We start from the raw sequence: 14079 nt of genomic DNA, 5'->3' as shown, positions 1-14079 counted from the left end.
CCACCCGCATGCCCGATCCCCGGATCAAGCCCCCCGCCCTTCTCGTGGCGGAATCCGGCGCCGACCGTGAAGGCCACGGTCTCAAGCGCACGATGGGCCTCTTCCAGCTCATCTGCTTCGGCGTCGGCGCGATCGTCGGCACCGGCATCTTCGTCGGCCTGTCCGACTCGGTCGCCCAGGCCGGCCCGGCCGTCGTCGTCTCCTTCCTGCTCGCCGCGATCACCTGCGTCCTGACCGCGTTCGCCTTCGCCGAGCTGGGCGGCGCGATCCCCGTCTCCGGCTCCTCGTACTCCTTCGCCTACGCCGGTCTCGGCGAGGGCACGGCCTTCCTCGTCGGCTGGTGCCTGCTGCTGGAGTACGGCGTGTCGGTGTCCGCCGTGGCGGTCGGCTGGAGCCAGTACGTCAACGAGCTCCTCGACAGCGTCATCGGGCTGCACCTGCCCGCGGCCCTGTCGGCCGGACCGGGCGAGGGCGGGGTGGTGAACCTCCCTGCCGTGATCGTCATCGCGATGGCCGCCGTCCTGCTGGTCCGCGGGGTGCGCGACAGCGCCCGGGCCACGGCGGCGATGGCCGTGCTGAAGCTCGCCGTCCTGGTCGCCTTCATCGCGATCGGCTTCACCGCCTTCGAGGACGGCAACCTCACCCCGTTCTCGCCGACGGGCCTCGCCGGCATCGGCGCGGGCACCACCGCCGCCTTCTTCTCGTACATCGGCTTCGACGCGATCACCACCGCCGGGGAGGAGGCGAAGAACCCGCGCCGGGACATCCCCGTGGCGATCCTCGTCTGCATCGGCCTGGTGACGCTGCTCTACTGCGCGGTCGCGCTCGCGGCGATCGGCGCCATCGGCGGTGACGCGGTCGGCGGCCGTCCGGCGGCACTCTCCTACGTCGTCAACCAGGTCACCGGCTCCACCGTCGGCGGCGCGGTGATCGCCTTCGGCGCGGTCGTCGCCATCGCCTCGGTCGTGCTCGCGGTGATGTACGGCCAGACCCGGATCCTGATGTCCATGTCCCGTGACGGTCTCATCCCGAGCGTCTTCGAGAAGGTGTCGCCGAGGACCTCCACGCCGGTCGCCGGCACGCTGATCGTGGCCGTCGTCTTCGCGCTCCCGGCGGCCTTCGCCCCGCTGGACGCCGTGGTCAACCTGTGCACCATCGGCACCCTCGCCATCATGGCCGTCGTGAACATCGCGGTCATCGCGCTGCGCCGCCGCGAGCCCGGCCTCGCCCGCAGCTTCCGGGTGCCGCTGTACCCCGTGACGCCGCTGCTCGGCGTCGGCTTCTGCCTGTACCTGATGTACGAGACGGGCGCGACGACCTGGATCCAGTTCGCCGCGTTCCTCGTGGCCGGGACCGTCCTGTACCTGCTCTACGGCCGGCGGAACTCCCGGCTCGTCCGGGTCACGCCGGCGGACGCCGCTGAGCCGGCAGTGCGGACAGCCTGAACCAGACCGCCTTGCCGGACTCGGTCGGCCGGTGTCCGCAGGAGGAGCTCAGGGCGCGGATCAGCAGCAGTCCGCGCCCGTGCTCCTGCCAGGGGTCGGGCGGGCCGCCGGCCGGACGGGTGAGGTCGCCGGGCGGGGCCGGGTCGGTGTCGTGCACCTCGACCTGGCAGCCCGACGGCATCAGCTCCACGACCAGCTCTATCGGTGTATCGCCGGTGGTGTGCTCCACGGCGTTGGCCACCAGCTCCGCCGTGAGCAGCTCCGCGGTGTCGCAGTCGGCCGCGTGCTCCAGCTCGGCCAGCGCCGTACGGACCAGGGCGCGCGCCACGGGTACCGCCGCTGCGGTGTGCGGCAGCGCGATGCGCCAGGAGGCGGGAGCTGAGGGGAGTTCGTGCACGGCGGGTCCGTTCATGGAGCAGGACGTCCTGCTTTCAACCTTAGGAATGGTACGGCGCCGCTCTTCCGAGGAGTCCGAGGGGCACCCGCGGAGGCGCCGTCGCCTCCTTGCCGACGGCTTACCCAGGTGAACGCGGTGCCGCGCACAGCTGCTCCTGCCGTTACGCCGGTGTGGACGATCTGTGACGGATGTGACCGGCCCGGGTCGCATCGGGCCCCCACCGAACTCCTACCCGGACGGTCTATCGCGCACTCATGACGACAGTCACGGATGAGTGATAGCTTCGTGGGGTAGAGCTCAGTGAGGCAGTGCCCGCCCGAGGAGGCCGCACGTCATGAGTCCCTTCACCGGCTCCGCCGCCCGCACCGCCGGCTGGCGGCATCTGCGCGTCGACGTCGCCGACGGCGTCGCGACCGTCACCCTGGCGCGTCCCGAGAAGCTCAACGCGCTCACCTTCGGCGCCTACGCCGACCTGCGCGACCTGCTCGCGGAGCTGTCCCGGGAGCGGTCCGTGCGGGCCCTGGTGCTGGCCGGAGACGGCCGCGGCTTCTGCTCCGGCGGCGACGTCGACGAGATCATCGGCGCGACCCTCGGCATGGACACCGCCCAGCTGCTCGACTTCAACCGGATGACCGGCCAGGTGGTCCGCGCGATCCGCGAGTGCCCGTTCCCGGTGATCGCGTCGCTGCACGGCGTGGCCGCGGGGGCCGGAGCGGTCCTCGCCCTGGCCGCGGACTTCCGCGTCGCCGACCCCACCGCCCGCTTCGCCTTCCTCTTCACCCGCGTCGGGCTCTCCGGCGGCGACATGGGCGCGGCCTACCTCCTGCCCCGGGTCGTCGGCCTGGGCCACGCGACCCGCCTGCTGATGCTGGGCGACCCGGTCCGGGCCCTGGAGGCCGAGCGCATCGGCCTGATCAGCGAACTGACGGAGGAGGGCCTGGCGGACGAGACGTCCCACCGGCTGGCCCACCGCCTGGCATCGGGTCCGGCCCTGGCCCACGCCCAGACGAAGGCGCTGCTCACGTCCGAACTGGACATGCCCCTGGCGGCCTCGATCGAACTGGACGCCTCGACCCAGGCCCTGCTGATGACAGCAGAGGACTACGCGGAATTCCACGCGGCCTTCACCGAGAAGCGCCCTCCCAAGTGGAGCGGACGGTGAGCGCGGTGTCTCCGGGGGCACGGGACTGTGGTGAACGTGGGGCCGCCGCCACGCGGGCGCGACCGGCCACAGGCCGCCCGCACCCGCCCACCCCGCCCGGCGGCCCCCTGCGCGTGGCGGTCATCGGCGGCGGTCCCGGCGGCCTCTACGCCGCCGCCCTCCTCAAACGCCTGGACCCGCGACGGCAGATCTCCGTCTGGGAACGCAACGCCCCGGACGACACCTTCGGCTTCGGCGTGGTCCTCTCCGACGAAACCCTCGGCGGCATAGAGCACGCCGACCCCCGGGTCTACGACGCCCTCCAGCGGCACTTCACCCGCTGGGACGACATCGACATCGTCCACCGCGGCGCACGCCACACCTCGGGCGGCCACGGATTCGCCGCCCTGGGCCGTAAACGACTGCTCGACATCCTCCACACCCGCTGCCGCGAACTCGGCGTCGACCTCCGCTTTCGCACCGAGGCACCGGCAGGCCTCCCGCACACCCACGACCTGGTCATCGCCGCCGACGGCGTCCACAGCGCCACCCGCGAGACCTACGCCGACACCTTCCGGCCCCGGGTGACGGCCCACCGCTGCCGCTACATCTGGCTCGCCGCCGACTTCCCCTTCGACTCCTTCCGCTTCGAGATCGCCGAGACCGAACACGGCGTGATGCAGCTCCACGGCTATCCCTACGCGCCCGACGCCTCCACGGTGATCATCGAGATGCGCGAAGAGGTCTGGCACGCGGCCGGGTTCGACGAACTCGACGAAGCCGAATCGATCGGACGCTGCGCCAAGATCTTCGCGGAAGCCCTCCGCGGCCGCCCCCTGACCTCGAACAACTCCACGTGGACGACGTTCCGCACGGTCGTCAACGACCGCTGGTCGCACGGGAATGTCGTCCTCCTCGGGGACGCCGCGCACACCGCCCACTTCTCCATCGGCTCCGGCACCAAGCTCGCCGTCGAGGACGCGCTGGCCCTGGCCGCCTGCCTGGAGGAGCGGGACTCGCTGCCCGAGGCCCTGACCGCGTACGAGGCCGAGCGACGACCCGTCGTCGCCTCCACGCAGCGCGCGGCCCGGGCCAGCCTGGAGTGGTTCGAGAACCTCGGCCTGTACCTGGACCAGCCGCCCCGCCAGTTCGCCTTCAACCTGCTCACCCGCAGCCGCCGCGTCACGCACGACAATCTGCGGCTGCGCGACGCGCGCTTCACGCAGACGGTGGAGCGCGAGTTCGGCTGCCCGCCCGGCACGCCCCCGATGTTCACACCGTTCCGGCTGCGCGGCCTGACCCTGCGCAACCGGGTCGTCGTCTCGCCGATGGACATGTACTCGGCCGTCGACGGCGTCCCCGGCGACTTCCACCTCGTCCACCTGGGCGCGCGGGCACTGGGCGGGGCAGGACTGGTGATGACCGAGATGGTGTGCGTCAGCGAGGAAGGCCGGATCACGCCCGGCTGCACCGGTCTCTACACCGGCCGGCAGGCCGAGGCCTGGAAGCGGATCACGACCTTCGTCCACCACCGGGCCCCCGGCACCGCGATCGGCGTGCAGCTCGGCCACAGCGGCCGCAAAGGCTCAACCAAGCTGATGTGGGAGGGCATGGACGAGCCATTGGAAGAGGGAAACTGGCCGCTGGTGGCCCCCTCGGCACTCCCCTACAAGGAGGGCGGCCAGACGCCGCGCGAGCTCTCCCGCGCCCAACTCACCGACATCCGCGAACAGTTCGCGGCAGCGGCCGTCCGCGCCGCCCGGGCCGGCTTCGACCTGCTCGAACTGCACTGCGCGCACGGCTACCTCCTGTCCGGCTTCCTCTCCCCGCTGACCAACCGGCGCACCGACGCCTACGGCGGCTCCCTGGACAAGCGGCTCCGCTTCCCGCTGGAGGTCTTCGACGCCGTACGCACCGTGTGGCCGGGGGAGCGGCCCATGACCGTCCGCATCTCCGCCACCGACTGGGCCGAGGGCGGGACGACCGCCGAGGACGCCGTCGAGATCGCCCGGGCCTTCGCCGCGCACGGCGCCGACGCGATCGACGTGTCGACGGGCCAGGTCGTCGCGGACGAGCGGCCGCAGTTCGGGCGGTCGTACCAGACGCCGTTCGCGGACCGGATCCGCCACACCGCGGGCATCCCGGTGATCGCCGTCGGCGCCATCTCCTCCTGGGACGACGTCAACTCCCTGATCCTCGCGGGCCGCACCGACCTCTGCGCGCTCGCCCGCCCTCACCTCTACGACCCCCACTGGACCCTGCACGCGGCGGCCGAGCAGGGGTACACGGGCCCGGGTGCCGTCTGGCCGGCCCCCTACCGTGCGGGCAGCCGCCGCCCCCGGACGGGCCGTCTGGACGCCCCCAAGCCGCGACTGAGTCTGGGAGGCGGTGACACCCGGGCGCGTTAGGATCCGGGGCATGGCCCTGACCATGGACGACGTGGACCGGTTCGAAGCCTTCAGGCCGCGCCTGGAGGCGGTGGCCTATCGGCTGCTCGGCTCGGCGAGCGAGGCCGAGGACGCCGTGCAGGAGACGTTCCTGCGCTGGCAGGGCGCCGACACCGACCGCATCGACGTCCCCGAGGCGTGGCTGACGAAGGTCCTCACCAACCTGTGCCTCAACCAGCTCACCTCGGCCCGGGCGCGGCGCGAGACCTACGTGGGCCAGTGGCTGCCCGAGCCGCTCCTCGCCGGGGACCCCATGCTCGGGCCCGCCGACACCGCCGAGCAGCGTGAGTCGGTCTCGTACGCGATGCTCGTCCTGCTGGAGCGGCTCTCCCCGAACGAGCGGGCGGTGTACGTGCTGCGGGAGGCCTTCGACTATCCGCACCGGGAGATCGCCGACATCCTCGACATCACCGAGGCCGCCAGCCAGCAGATCCTCCACCGCGCGAAGAAGCGCGTCGCGCAGGGCAGGGCCCGCACCCGCACCGAGATCGACGACGCCGCCGCGCGCCGCATCATCGACGAGTTCCTCGCGGCCGCCGCGAGCGGGCGGACCGAACCGCTGGTGCGGCTGCTCACCCAGGACGCCGTCGCGATCGGCGACGGAGGCGGGAAGGTCCCGGCCCGCGCCAGGGCGTTCGAGGGCGCGCTCGCGGTCGCGAAGTTCATGCGGGGCCTGTTCAAGCCGAGCAAGGCCAAGCGCGACCTCGTCGGCGGCTCTCCCTCGGTCTACCCGTCGACCGCCAACGGCGACCCGGCCCTGGTGGTGGTCCTCGACGGACGGGTCATCGGCGTCATGTGCCTGGAGATCGCCGACGACGGCATCGCCGCGTTCCGCAACCAGGTCAACCCCGACAAGCTCGAACGCGCCACCCGGCTGTGGGCCGCCGGCGACCACGGCGACCCCTTGCTCACGGTCTTCTGACGCGGTCGACCATGATGTGACGTGCTTCACACCGACTTCCTGTCAGGGAACGGCGGGCCATCCGGTTCAAGGGGTGAATCCGCGAGAGACAGCCGTCATGACAGGAGCCACGCCATGCAGCACCGCATCGTCGTCCTCGGAGCCGGCTACACCGGAGCCAGCGCCGCCGGGCGCCTCGCCAAGCGACTGCACCGCGAAGACGTCGCCATCACCCTCGTCAACGCCGAGCCCGACTTCGTCGAGCGCGTCCGGATGCACCAGCTCGCCGTCGGCCAGGACCTCGCACCCCGGCCCTTCGACGAGATGTTCGAGGGCACCGGCGTCGCACTGAAGCAGGGCAAGGTCACCGCCGTCGACGTGGACGGCAGGACCGTCACCGTCGCCGCCCGGGAAGGCGCGGGGGAGCGGGAGGGCGAGGTCCTGCCGTACGACACCCTCGTGTACGCCCTCGGCAGCGGCTGGAACGACCAGGGGGTGCCCGGTACCGCCGAGTACGCCCACGAGGTCGCCGGCCGCCCCGGGGCGCTCCGGCTGCGCGAGCGTCTGGCCGGCCTGGCCGCGGGAGAGTCCGTGGTCGTGGTCGGTGGCGGCCTCACCGGCCTGGAGGCCGTGACCGAGATCGCCGAGACCCGCCCGGACCTCGACGTCGCCCTCGCCGCCCGCGGCGGCCTCGGCGACTGGCTCTCGGCCAAGGGCAGCGGGCACCTGCGGAAGGTTCTCGACCGGCTCGGCATCACCGTCCACGAGCACACCGCCGTCACCGCCGTCGAGTCCGACCGTGTCACCACCGCCGACGGCACCAGCATCCCCGCCGCGGTCACCGTGTGGACCACGGGCTTCGCCGTCCACCCGATCGCCCAGGCCACCACCCTGGAGGTTTCCGGCACCGGCCAGATCGTCGTCGACCGGACCATGCGCTCGGTGTCGCACCCGGACGTGTACGCCGTCGGCGACGCGGCGCTGGCGATGGGCCCCGGCGACAAGCCCCTGCGGATGTCGTGCGCCTCGGGTGTCTTCACCGCCTGGCAGGCCGTCGACGCCATCGCGGCCCGTCTGACCGGCGGGAAGGTCCCGACCGTGCCGGTGCGCTACTTCAACCAGTGCATCTCGCTGGGCCGCAAGGACGGCCTGATCCAGTTCGTCACCGCCGACGACCGTGCCGTCCGGTGGGCCCTGACCGGCCGGCTCGCCGCCTTCTACAAGGAGCTCGTCTGCAAGGGCGCGGCCTGGATGGTCGCCCACCCGATGGTGATGGGGGTCCGCCGCCGCGTCGTGCGGGCGGCCGTCGCCCCGGAGGGCGCGCCGGTCGGGACGGCGGCCTGAGCCGTGCGGATGCCGGACGCCTCACACCGGGTATGCATGGGTCTGCGTTGCCTTCACCGTGGCCCAGACCCGCGCGCCCGGATGCAGGTCGAGTTCGGCGGCGGCGACCGTCGTGAGGTCGGCGGCGAGGGGGAGTTCACCGGTGAGGTCGGCCCGGATCTGGTCGCCGTGGGTCTCCAGACCGGCCACCTCGCAGCGCCAGAGGTTGCGGGCGCTGGAGCCGGTCGGCCTCTCGCGGTGGAGGGTCACCGCGCCGGGCGGGAACGCCACGAAGACCGGGCCCGACAGGACCTCCGTGGTGGTGACGGGCGGGCCGTCGGCGAGACGGACGGTGTGGCCGTCTGCCTCGCCCCGGTAGAGGTTCAGGCCGACCAGCCGCGCGATGTAGTCCGTGCGGGGGTGGCGGGCGATGTCGGCCGGGGTGCCCTCCTGGACGACCCGGCCGTGCTCCACGACCACCAGACGGTCGGCCAGCACCATGGCGTCGAGCGGATCGTGGGTGACGAGCACGGCCACCGCCTCGAAGTCGGCCAGGTGGTGCCGGAGCTGGGCGCGGACCTCCAGACGGGTGCGGGCGTCCAGGGCCGCCAGGGGCTCGTCGAGGAGCAGCAGCCGGGGCCGGGTCGCCAGGGCGCGGGCGAGGGCGACGCGCTGGGCCTGGCCGCCCGAGAGCCCGCGCGGCTTGGCGCCGGTGTGCGCCGCGAGGCCCATGCGGTCGAGCCACTCGGCGGCCTGCGCACGGGCCTCCGCCTTGGTGGCGCCCTGGCAGCGGGGACCGAAGGCCACGTTGTCGAGGGCCGTGAGGTGGGGGAAGAGCAGGTAATCCTGGAAGACGACGCCGACGGGGCGGGCCTCCGGCGGCGTGCGGACCAGCTCCGTGCCCTCCAGCCGCAGATGCCCGCCGGTCAGCGGGGTCAGGCCGGCCAGGGCGCGCAGCGCGGTGGTCTTGCCCGCGCCGTTCGGGCCGAGCAGGGCGACGACCTCACCCGGCGCGACGGTCAGCGTCACGTCGAGACGGAAGCCGCCGCGGTCCACGACGAGGCGGGCGTCCAGCCCTTCCGTCGCGGTGCCGGCGTGCGCGTCCTGCGCGGGGGGCCGCGTCATCCCGCACGCATCCAGCGGTCGCGCAATCCGGCAAGGACCGCGACGGAAACCGCCAGCAGCACCAGGCTGAGGGCGATCGCGGCCTCCGGGTCGCTCTGCAGGGCCAGGTACACGGCCAGCGGCATGGTCTGGGTGCGGCCGGGGAAGTTGCCGGCGAAGGTGATCGTCGCGCCGAACTCGCCGAGCGCCCGCGCCCAGGCCAGGACCGCGCCCGCCGCGATGCCCGGCGCGATGAGCGGCAGCGTGACCCGGCGGAACGCGGTGAAGCGGGACGCGCCCAGGGTGGCTGCCGCCTCCTCGTAGCGGGAATCGGCGGCCCGCAGGGTGCCCTCGACACTGATGACGAGGAACGGCATGGCCACGAACGCCTCCGCGATCACGACCCCGGCGGTGGTGAAGGGCAGCGTGATCCCGAACCACGAGTCGAGCCACCGCCCGACGACGCCGTTGCGGCCGAGCGCCATCAGCAGTGCCACACCGCCGACGACCGGAGGCAGGACCAGGGGGAGGGTGACGAGGGCGCGTACGAGGCCGCGGCCGGGGAAGTCGACGCGGGCCAGCAGCCAGGCCAGCGGCACGCCGACGACCAGGCTCACCGCGGTGGCCGCCGAGGCGCACAGCAGGGACAGCCTGAGGGCCTGCCACACCTCCGCGCTGGTCAGTTGCTGGGGCAGGCCGTGCCACGGGGTGCGTACGACCAGCGCGATCAGCGGCACGGTCAGGAACGCCAGGCCGGCCAGTGCGGGGAGCAGCAGGGGCAGCGGGACGCCCGTGCGGACACGACGGCGCCGGGGGTGGCCCCGGAGGCTGTCGGCCGCGAACCGCGGCGTGCCGGCCGGGCGCGTCACGGCGTGAGGAACCCGGCCGCGCCCAGGACCTTCCGGCCCTCGGCGGAGCGCACCAGCGCGATGAACGCCTTGCCGGCCTCGGCGTTGGGCGCGTCCTTGAGCAGGGCGATCGGGTAGTCGTTGACGGCGTCGGCGGACTCGGGGAACTCCACGCCCTCCACCTTGTCACCCGCCGCGCGCACATCCGTCCTGTAGACGACGGCCGCGTCGGCCTCCTTCAGCTCGACCTTGGTCAGCGCGGCCTTGACGTCCTGTTCGTAGGACACGGGCGTGAGCGTGAGCTTGCGGGCGTCGAGGGCCTTCCGCGCGGCGGCGCCGCACGGCACCGCCCGGTCGCAGAGCACGACCTTCAGGTCCGGCGCGGTGAGGTCCTCGAGGGAGGCGACCTTGTGCGGGTTGCCGGGCAGGGTGGCGATCTCCAGCTCGTTGCGGACGAAGGTCGCGGGCGGGCCCGAGGCGTCGTCGGCATCCGTGACGACCTTCATCGTCGTGGGGCTGGCCGAGGCGAAGACGTCCGCCGGAGCCCCGCCGGTGATGCTCGCGGCGAGGGAGTCGCTGCCGCCGAAGCCGAAGGTGACCTTCGTGCCGGGGTGCTCCTTCTCGAACCGCTCGCCCAGCGTCGTGAAGCTCTCCTTCAGCGAGGCCGCGGCGAAGACGGTCACCTCACCGGAGACACCGCCCGGCCCGGACGGCCCCGCCGAGGAATCCGAGCCGGCCGAACAGGCGCTCAGCATCAGCAGTGCTGCGGCTCCCCCCGCGGCCCCCTGGAGCGGGCGGCGGGTCCGGTGCGCGGTACGGGTCATCACGGGTCTGCTCCCTCTGCTGGGCCTGCGCCGATGATAATGCCGCAGATGCGAGGGCGAACCCTCCTGTGGATTCGCATGAGCCGGGATGGGGATGTCTGGGGGTGGCATGTGCGTTCACACGGACGAGGTCGGGGGAGTCGGGCCTGCTTTGAGGCCTGCTACTCGTCGCGGTGCCGGTGCCCGTGGTGCTCCAGCGCCCAGCGGCCGAGGAGTGCCCCGCCGTAGACGACGTAGCCCACGCCGATGAGCCAGGACTCCACGACGAGGACGACGCCGACCGCTCCGTAGTTGATGGCGTTGGTGACGATGAGGGGGGTGAAGACGAAGTAGGAGAACATGCGCAGGCCGACCAGCCCCGCCATGGTGGCCACCGCCCCGGGGAGCAGAGCGCTCCAGCGGACCTGCCCGCCCAGCAGGAAGCGCTGGCCCCACCAGAAGAACAGCACACCGGACGCCGAGTTCAGCGCGATCCGCTCCGGACCCGAGGTGAGGTCGCGCGTCTGCACCTCCTGGTACAGGTACGCGGTCATCGCGATCATCCACACCGCCTGGCGCCAGACGCGATGCCAGGGGCCCGAGGGTAGTCCCCAGATCCGCTCGTAGCCGTTCTGCACGCTCCCGCCGAACGCGACGCCGAAGACGGCGAGCGCGACCCCGCCGAGCACGCTCGTGGTGCCGATGACCTTGCGTGGCGGACTGATGATCTCCGTGAGCACCCGCGCGGACCGCCCGGACAGCCCCATGCCGTCGGCCAGCCACGAGGCGAATCCGCCCCGGCCCAGGGGGTCGGCGGCGGCGACCACGATCAGCAGCGGCGCCAGGGTGACCAGCGCGAGCGTGGCGAAGCCCATGGCCCGGTGCAGCAACTCCACCTCGCGGCCCAGCCGGACCAGGGTGTGCGCACCGGCGCGCTCCCACCCGCCGTGCACCGAGCGACCCCACCGCCTCACGGGAGCCGGTCCGCGCGGACGCCTGTCGTCCTCGGTGGTGTGGTGACGGTCATGCCTGGCCCGCCTCCCGGTGCGCGCTCCGTCCAGTCGCGGACATCGATTGACCGTTCCACAGCGGAGCAAACGCGGCAAACCGGGCGGTGCCTGTGGGGGTCAGAGCCCCACGAAACCCGCCCCCGCGTCCCGCAGGCGCTCGTGCAGCCCCCGGAACACCGCCGACGAGCGGACCCCCGGCCAGTTGGCGGGAAGCAGCTCGGACGGCAGGCCCGGGTCGGTGTAGGGGAGGTGGCGCCAGGAGTCCAGGGCGAGGAGGTAATCCCGGTAGGCCTCCTCGGGAGGGGTGTCCTCGCGCTTCTCCCAGTCGTGCAGCACGCGCGCGTGGCGGTCGAGGAACGCCTCGTGCTCCTTGGCGATGGCCGCCAGGTCCCACCATCGGGCGACGGCCTCCGCGGTCGGTGTGAAGCCGAGGTGGTCGCCGCGGAAGAAGTCGACGTACGCGTCGAGCCGCAGCCGCTGGAGCGTGTGCCGGGTCTCCTCGTACAGCCGCGCGGGTGCGATCCACACGCCCGGAGCGGCCGTGCCGAAGCCGAGCCCGGCCAGCCGGGAGCGCAGCACATGACGCTTCTGCCGTTCCGACTCCGGCACGGAGAACACCGCGAGCACCCAGCCCTCGTCCTCGGGCGGAGCCGAGGCGTAGATGCGCCGGTCGCCGTCGTCGAGCAACTGACGGGCCTCCGGGGACAGTTCGTACCCGGCCGCGCCCTGTGCGGTGCGGGCGGGCACGAGCAGTCCCCGTCTTTTGAGCCGCGACACCGAGGAGCGTACGGACGGAGCGTCCACGCCGGCCGCGGCCAGCAGCCGGATGAGTTCGGCCACCGGCACGGGGCCCGGCACGAAGCGGCCGTACGCGCCGTAGAGCGTGACGATGAGAGACCGTGGTGCATGCTGGTCGGACACGTTGATCATCTTAGGTCGTACGGATCAGTCCCGGTCGCCTTCCGGTACCCCCGGGGCCCGCAGTCTGAACCGCTGGAGCTTGCCGGTGGCCGTGCGCGGCAGCGCGTCCAGGAAGACGATCTCGCGCGGGCACTTGTACGGCGCCAGCTCGCTCTTGACGAACGCGCGCAGTGCCTCGGCGTCCCGCCGCGCGCCCTCCCTGAGGACGGCGAAGGCCTGTACGACCTGTCCGCGGGCCTCGTCGGGCCGGCCCACGACCGCCGCCTCCACCACGTCAGGATGCCGCAGCAGCGCCTCCTCCACCTCGGGGCCGGCGATGTTGTACCCGGCCGAGATGATCATGTCGTCGGCGCGGGCGACGTAGCGGAAGTAGCCGTCGGGGTCGCGGACGTAGGTGTCACCGGTGATGTTCCAGCCGTCACGCACGTAGTCCCGCTGCCGCGGGTCGGCGAGGTACCGGCAGCCGACCGGTCCGCGCACGGCGAGCAGCCCCGGCTGCCCGTCGGGTACGGGCTCGCCGTCCGCGTCCTGCACGCGCGCGTGCCAGCCCGGCACGGGAACACCCGTGGTCCCGGGCCGGATCCGGTCGTCGGCCGCGGAGATGAAGATGTGCAGCAACTCGGTGGCGCCGATGCCGTTGATGACGCGCAGACCGGTGCGTTCGTGCCAGGCCCGCCAGGTGGCCGCCGGCAGGTTCTCACCGGCCGAGACGCAGCGGCGCAGCGAGGAGACGTCGTGGCCGTCGAGCGCGTCGAGCATCGCGCGGTACGCCGTCGGCGCCGTGAACAGCACCGAGACCCGGTGCCGGGCGATGGCGGGCAGCAGTTGCCGGGGCCCCGCCTGTTCGAGCAGCAGCGCGCTCGCGCCGGCCCGCAGCGGGAAGACCACCAGCCCGCCGAGACCGAAGGTGAAGCCCAACGGGGGGCTGCCGGTGAACACGTCGTCCGGGCCGGGCCTCAGTACGTGCCGGGAGAACGTGTCGGCGATCGCCAGGACGTCCCGGTGGAGGTGCATACAGCCTTTGGGGCGGCCGGTGGTGCCGGAGGTGAAGGCGATGAGCGCGACGTCGTCGGCCGCCGTCGCGACGGCCTCGTACGAGGCCGCGGGCGCCGGGCGGTTGAGGAGGTCGTCCGGGGCGTCACCGCCGTAGGCCGTGATGCGCAGGCCGGGGACCTCGGCCTTGACGAGGTCGTCGACGGCCCGGATGTCGCACAGAGCGTGCCGCACCCGCGCGATCTCGCACATCGTGCTCAGTTCGTGCGGGCGCTGCTGGGCGAGCACCGTGACCGCCACGGCCCCCGCCTTCAGCACCGCCAGCCAGCAGGCCGCGAGCCAGGGGGTGGTGGGGCCGCGCAGCAGCACCCGGTTGCCGGGGACGACGCCGAGTTCACCGGTGAGCAGGTGTGCGACGCGGTCCACGCGGGCGCGCAGATCACCGTACGTCCACCGCTCGCCGGTGGCGACGAGGAACGCCGGGCGGTCGCCGGGCGGGCCGTTCAGCAGCTCGGCGGCGCAGTTGAGCCGTTCGGGGTAATGCAGCTCCGGCAGGTCGAAACGGAGCTCGGGCCATTGGTCCGGGGGTGGCAGATGGTCCCGGGCGAAGGTGTCGACATGGGCCGTGCCCCGTGGATTCATACGGTTCGCCCCCTTGGCGTGGTGGGCTCGCCCCTGGAGCGTATCGTGTTGGTGACGGCAGTCAACGGTTCGCGATAACCTCGGAGTGGCCCAGCGGGAACGCA

Annotated in this window: 12 protein-coding genes; 5 read left to right on the top strand and 7 right to left on the bottom strand. The window is 72.8% G+C overall.

From position 1 onward, the window contains the following. Positions 1-8: 8 nt before the first annotated feature. Positions 9-1445, top strand: a complete 1437-nt coding sequence (locus ACIQHQ_RS10655) for an amino acid permease (RefSeq protein ID WP_402611469.1) — start codon at positions 9-11, stop codon at positions 1443-1445. Here ACIQHQ_RS10655 and ACIQHQ_RS10650 read toward each other — a convergent pair. Continuing rightward, positions 1402-1857 (bottom strand): ATP-binding protein, encoded by a 456-nt coding sequence (locus ACIQHQ_RS10650; RefSeq protein WP_402611467.1) that lies wholly within the window; start codon positions 1855-1857, stop codon positions 1402-1404. The genes ACIQHQ_RS10655 and ACIQHQ_RS10650 overlap by 44 nt on opposite strands. A 319-nt stretch (positions 1858-2176) precedes the next feature. Here ACIQHQ_RS10650 and ACIQHQ_RS10645 point away from each other — a divergent pair, with 319 nt between their 5' ends. From ACIQHQ_RS10645 to ACIQHQ_RS10630, 4 genes are all read left to right on the top strand, one after another. Next, positions 2177-3004, top strand: coding sequence for an enoyl-CoA hydratase family protein (locus ACIQHQ_RS10645; protein WP_402611466.1), 828 nt, complete (start codon positions 2177-2179; stop codon positions 3002-3004). Further along, positions 3001-5391 (top strand): bifunctional salicylyl-CoA 5-hydroxylase/oxidoreductase, encoded by a 2391-nt coding sequence (locus ACIQHQ_RS10640; protein WP_402611464.1) that lies wholly within the window; start codon positions 3001-3003, stop codon positions 5389-5391. Before ACIQHQ_RS10645 ends, ACIQHQ_RS10640 begins: the two co-directional genes overlap by 4 nt. Before the next feature lie 10 nt (positions 5392-5401). Further along, positions 5402-6352, top strand: a complete 951-nt coding sequence (locus ACIQHQ_RS10635; protein WP_402611462.1) for an RNA polymerase sigma-70 factor — start codon at positions 5402-5404, stop codon at positions 6350-6352. Positions 6353-6466: 114 nt separating this feature from the next. Next, on the top strand, positions 6467-7675 hold the full coding sequence (locus ACIQHQ_RS10630; RefSeq protein ID WP_402611461.1) for an NAD(P)/FAD-dependent oxidoreductase: 1209 nt from the start codon (positions 6467-6469) through the stop codon (positions 7673-7675). A 21-nt stretch (positions 7676-7696) separates the two neighbouring features. Here ACIQHQ_RS10630 and ACIQHQ_RS10625 read toward each other — a convergent pair whose 3' ends face one another. From ACIQHQ_RS10625 to ACIQHQ_RS10600, 6 genes are all read right to left on the bottom strand, one after another. Continuing rightward, on the bottom strand, positions 7697-8779 hold the full coding sequence (locus tag ACIQHQ_RS10625; protein ID WP_402611460.1) for an ABC transporter ATP-binding protein: 1083 nt from the start codon (positions 8777-8779) through the stop codon (positions 7697-7699). Then, positions 8776-9627, bottom strand: a complete 852-nt coding sequence (modB, locus tag ACIQHQ_RS10620; RefSeq protein ID WP_402611458.1) for a molybdate ABC transporter permease subunit — start codon at positions 9625-9627, stop codon at positions 8776-8778. The genes ACIQHQ_RS10625 and modB overlap by 4 nt, the downstream gene beginning before the upstream one ends. Continuing rightward, a complete protein-coding gene (modA, locus tag ACIQHQ_RS10615; protein ID WP_402611457.1) occupies positions 9624-10430 on the bottom strand; it encodes a molybdate ABC transporter substrate-binding protein in 807 nt (268 codons plus the stop codon). Before modA ends, modB begins: the two co-directional genes overlap by 4 nt. A 161-nt stretch (positions 10431-10591) precedes the next feature. Continuing rightward, positions 10592-11383: a ribonuclease BN gene (locus ACIQHQ_RS10610; protein ID WP_402611456.1), complete on the bottom strand. Its 792-nt coding sequence runs from the start codon at positions 11381-11383 to the stop codon at positions 10592-10594. A 153-nt stretch (positions 11384-11536) separates the two neighbouring features. Continuing rightward, complete coding sequence (locus ACIQHQ_RS10605) at positions 11537-12349, bottom strand: PaaX family transcriptional regulator C-terminal domain-containing protein (protein ID WP_402611455.1); 813 nt, start codon at positions 12347-12349, stop codon at positions 11537-11539. A gap of 15 nt (positions 12350-12364) precedes the next feature. Continuing rightward, entirely contained in the window at positions 12365-13975 is a 1611-nt protein-coding gene (locus tag ACIQHQ_RS10600) for an AMP-binding protein (RefSeq protein WP_402611454.1), read from the bottom strand. Between the last annotated feature and the right edge of the window lie 104 nt (positions 13976-14079).

The sequence above is a fragment of the Streptomyces sp. NPDC092370 genome, from assembly GCF_044755265.1.
GTDB lineage: Bacteria > Actinomycetota > Actinomycetes > Streptomycetales > Streptomycetaceae > Streptomyces.
The sequence above is the reverse complement of the archived record's forward strand: the minus strand, read 5'-3'. Positions and strand labels throughout refer to the sequence as shown.

Coding starts and splice junctions, on each gene's coding strand:
- ACIQHQ_RS10655 (WP_402611469.1), top strand. CDS start 9: ATGCCCGATCCCCGGATCAAGCCCCCCGCCCTTCTCGTGGCGGAATCC.
- ACIQHQ_RS10650 (WP_402611467.1), bottom strand. CDS start 1,857: ATGAACGGACCCGCCGTGCACGAACTCCCCTCAGCTCCCGCCTCCTGG.
- ACIQHQ_RS10645 (WP_402611466.1), top strand. CDS start 2,177: ATGAGTCCCTTCACCGGCTCCGCCGCCCGCACCGCCGGCTGGCGGCAT.
- ACIQHQ_RS10635 (WP_402611462.1), top strand. CDS start 5,402: ATGGCCCTGACCATGGACGACGTGGACCGGTTCGAAGCCTTCAGGCCG.
- ACIQHQ_RS10630 (WP_402611461.1), top strand. CDS start 6,467: ATGCAGCACCGCATCGTCGTCCTCGGAGCCGGCTACACCGGAGCCAGC.
- ACIQHQ_RS10625 (WP_402611460.1), bottom strand. CDS start 8,779: ATGACGCGGCCCCCCGCGCAGGACGCGCACGCCGGCACCGCGACGGAA.
- modA (WP_402611457.1), bottom strand. CDS start 10,430: ATGACCCGTACCGCGCACCGGACCCGCCGCCCGCTCCAGGGGGCCGCG.
- ACIQHQ_RS10605 (WP_402611455.1), bottom strand. CDS start 12,349: ATGATCAACGTGTCCGACCAGCATGCACCACGGTCTCTCATCGTCACG.
- ACIQHQ_RS10600 (WP_402611454.1), bottom strand. CDS start 13,975: ATGAATCCACGGGGCACGGCCCATGTCGACACCTTCGCCCGGGACCAT.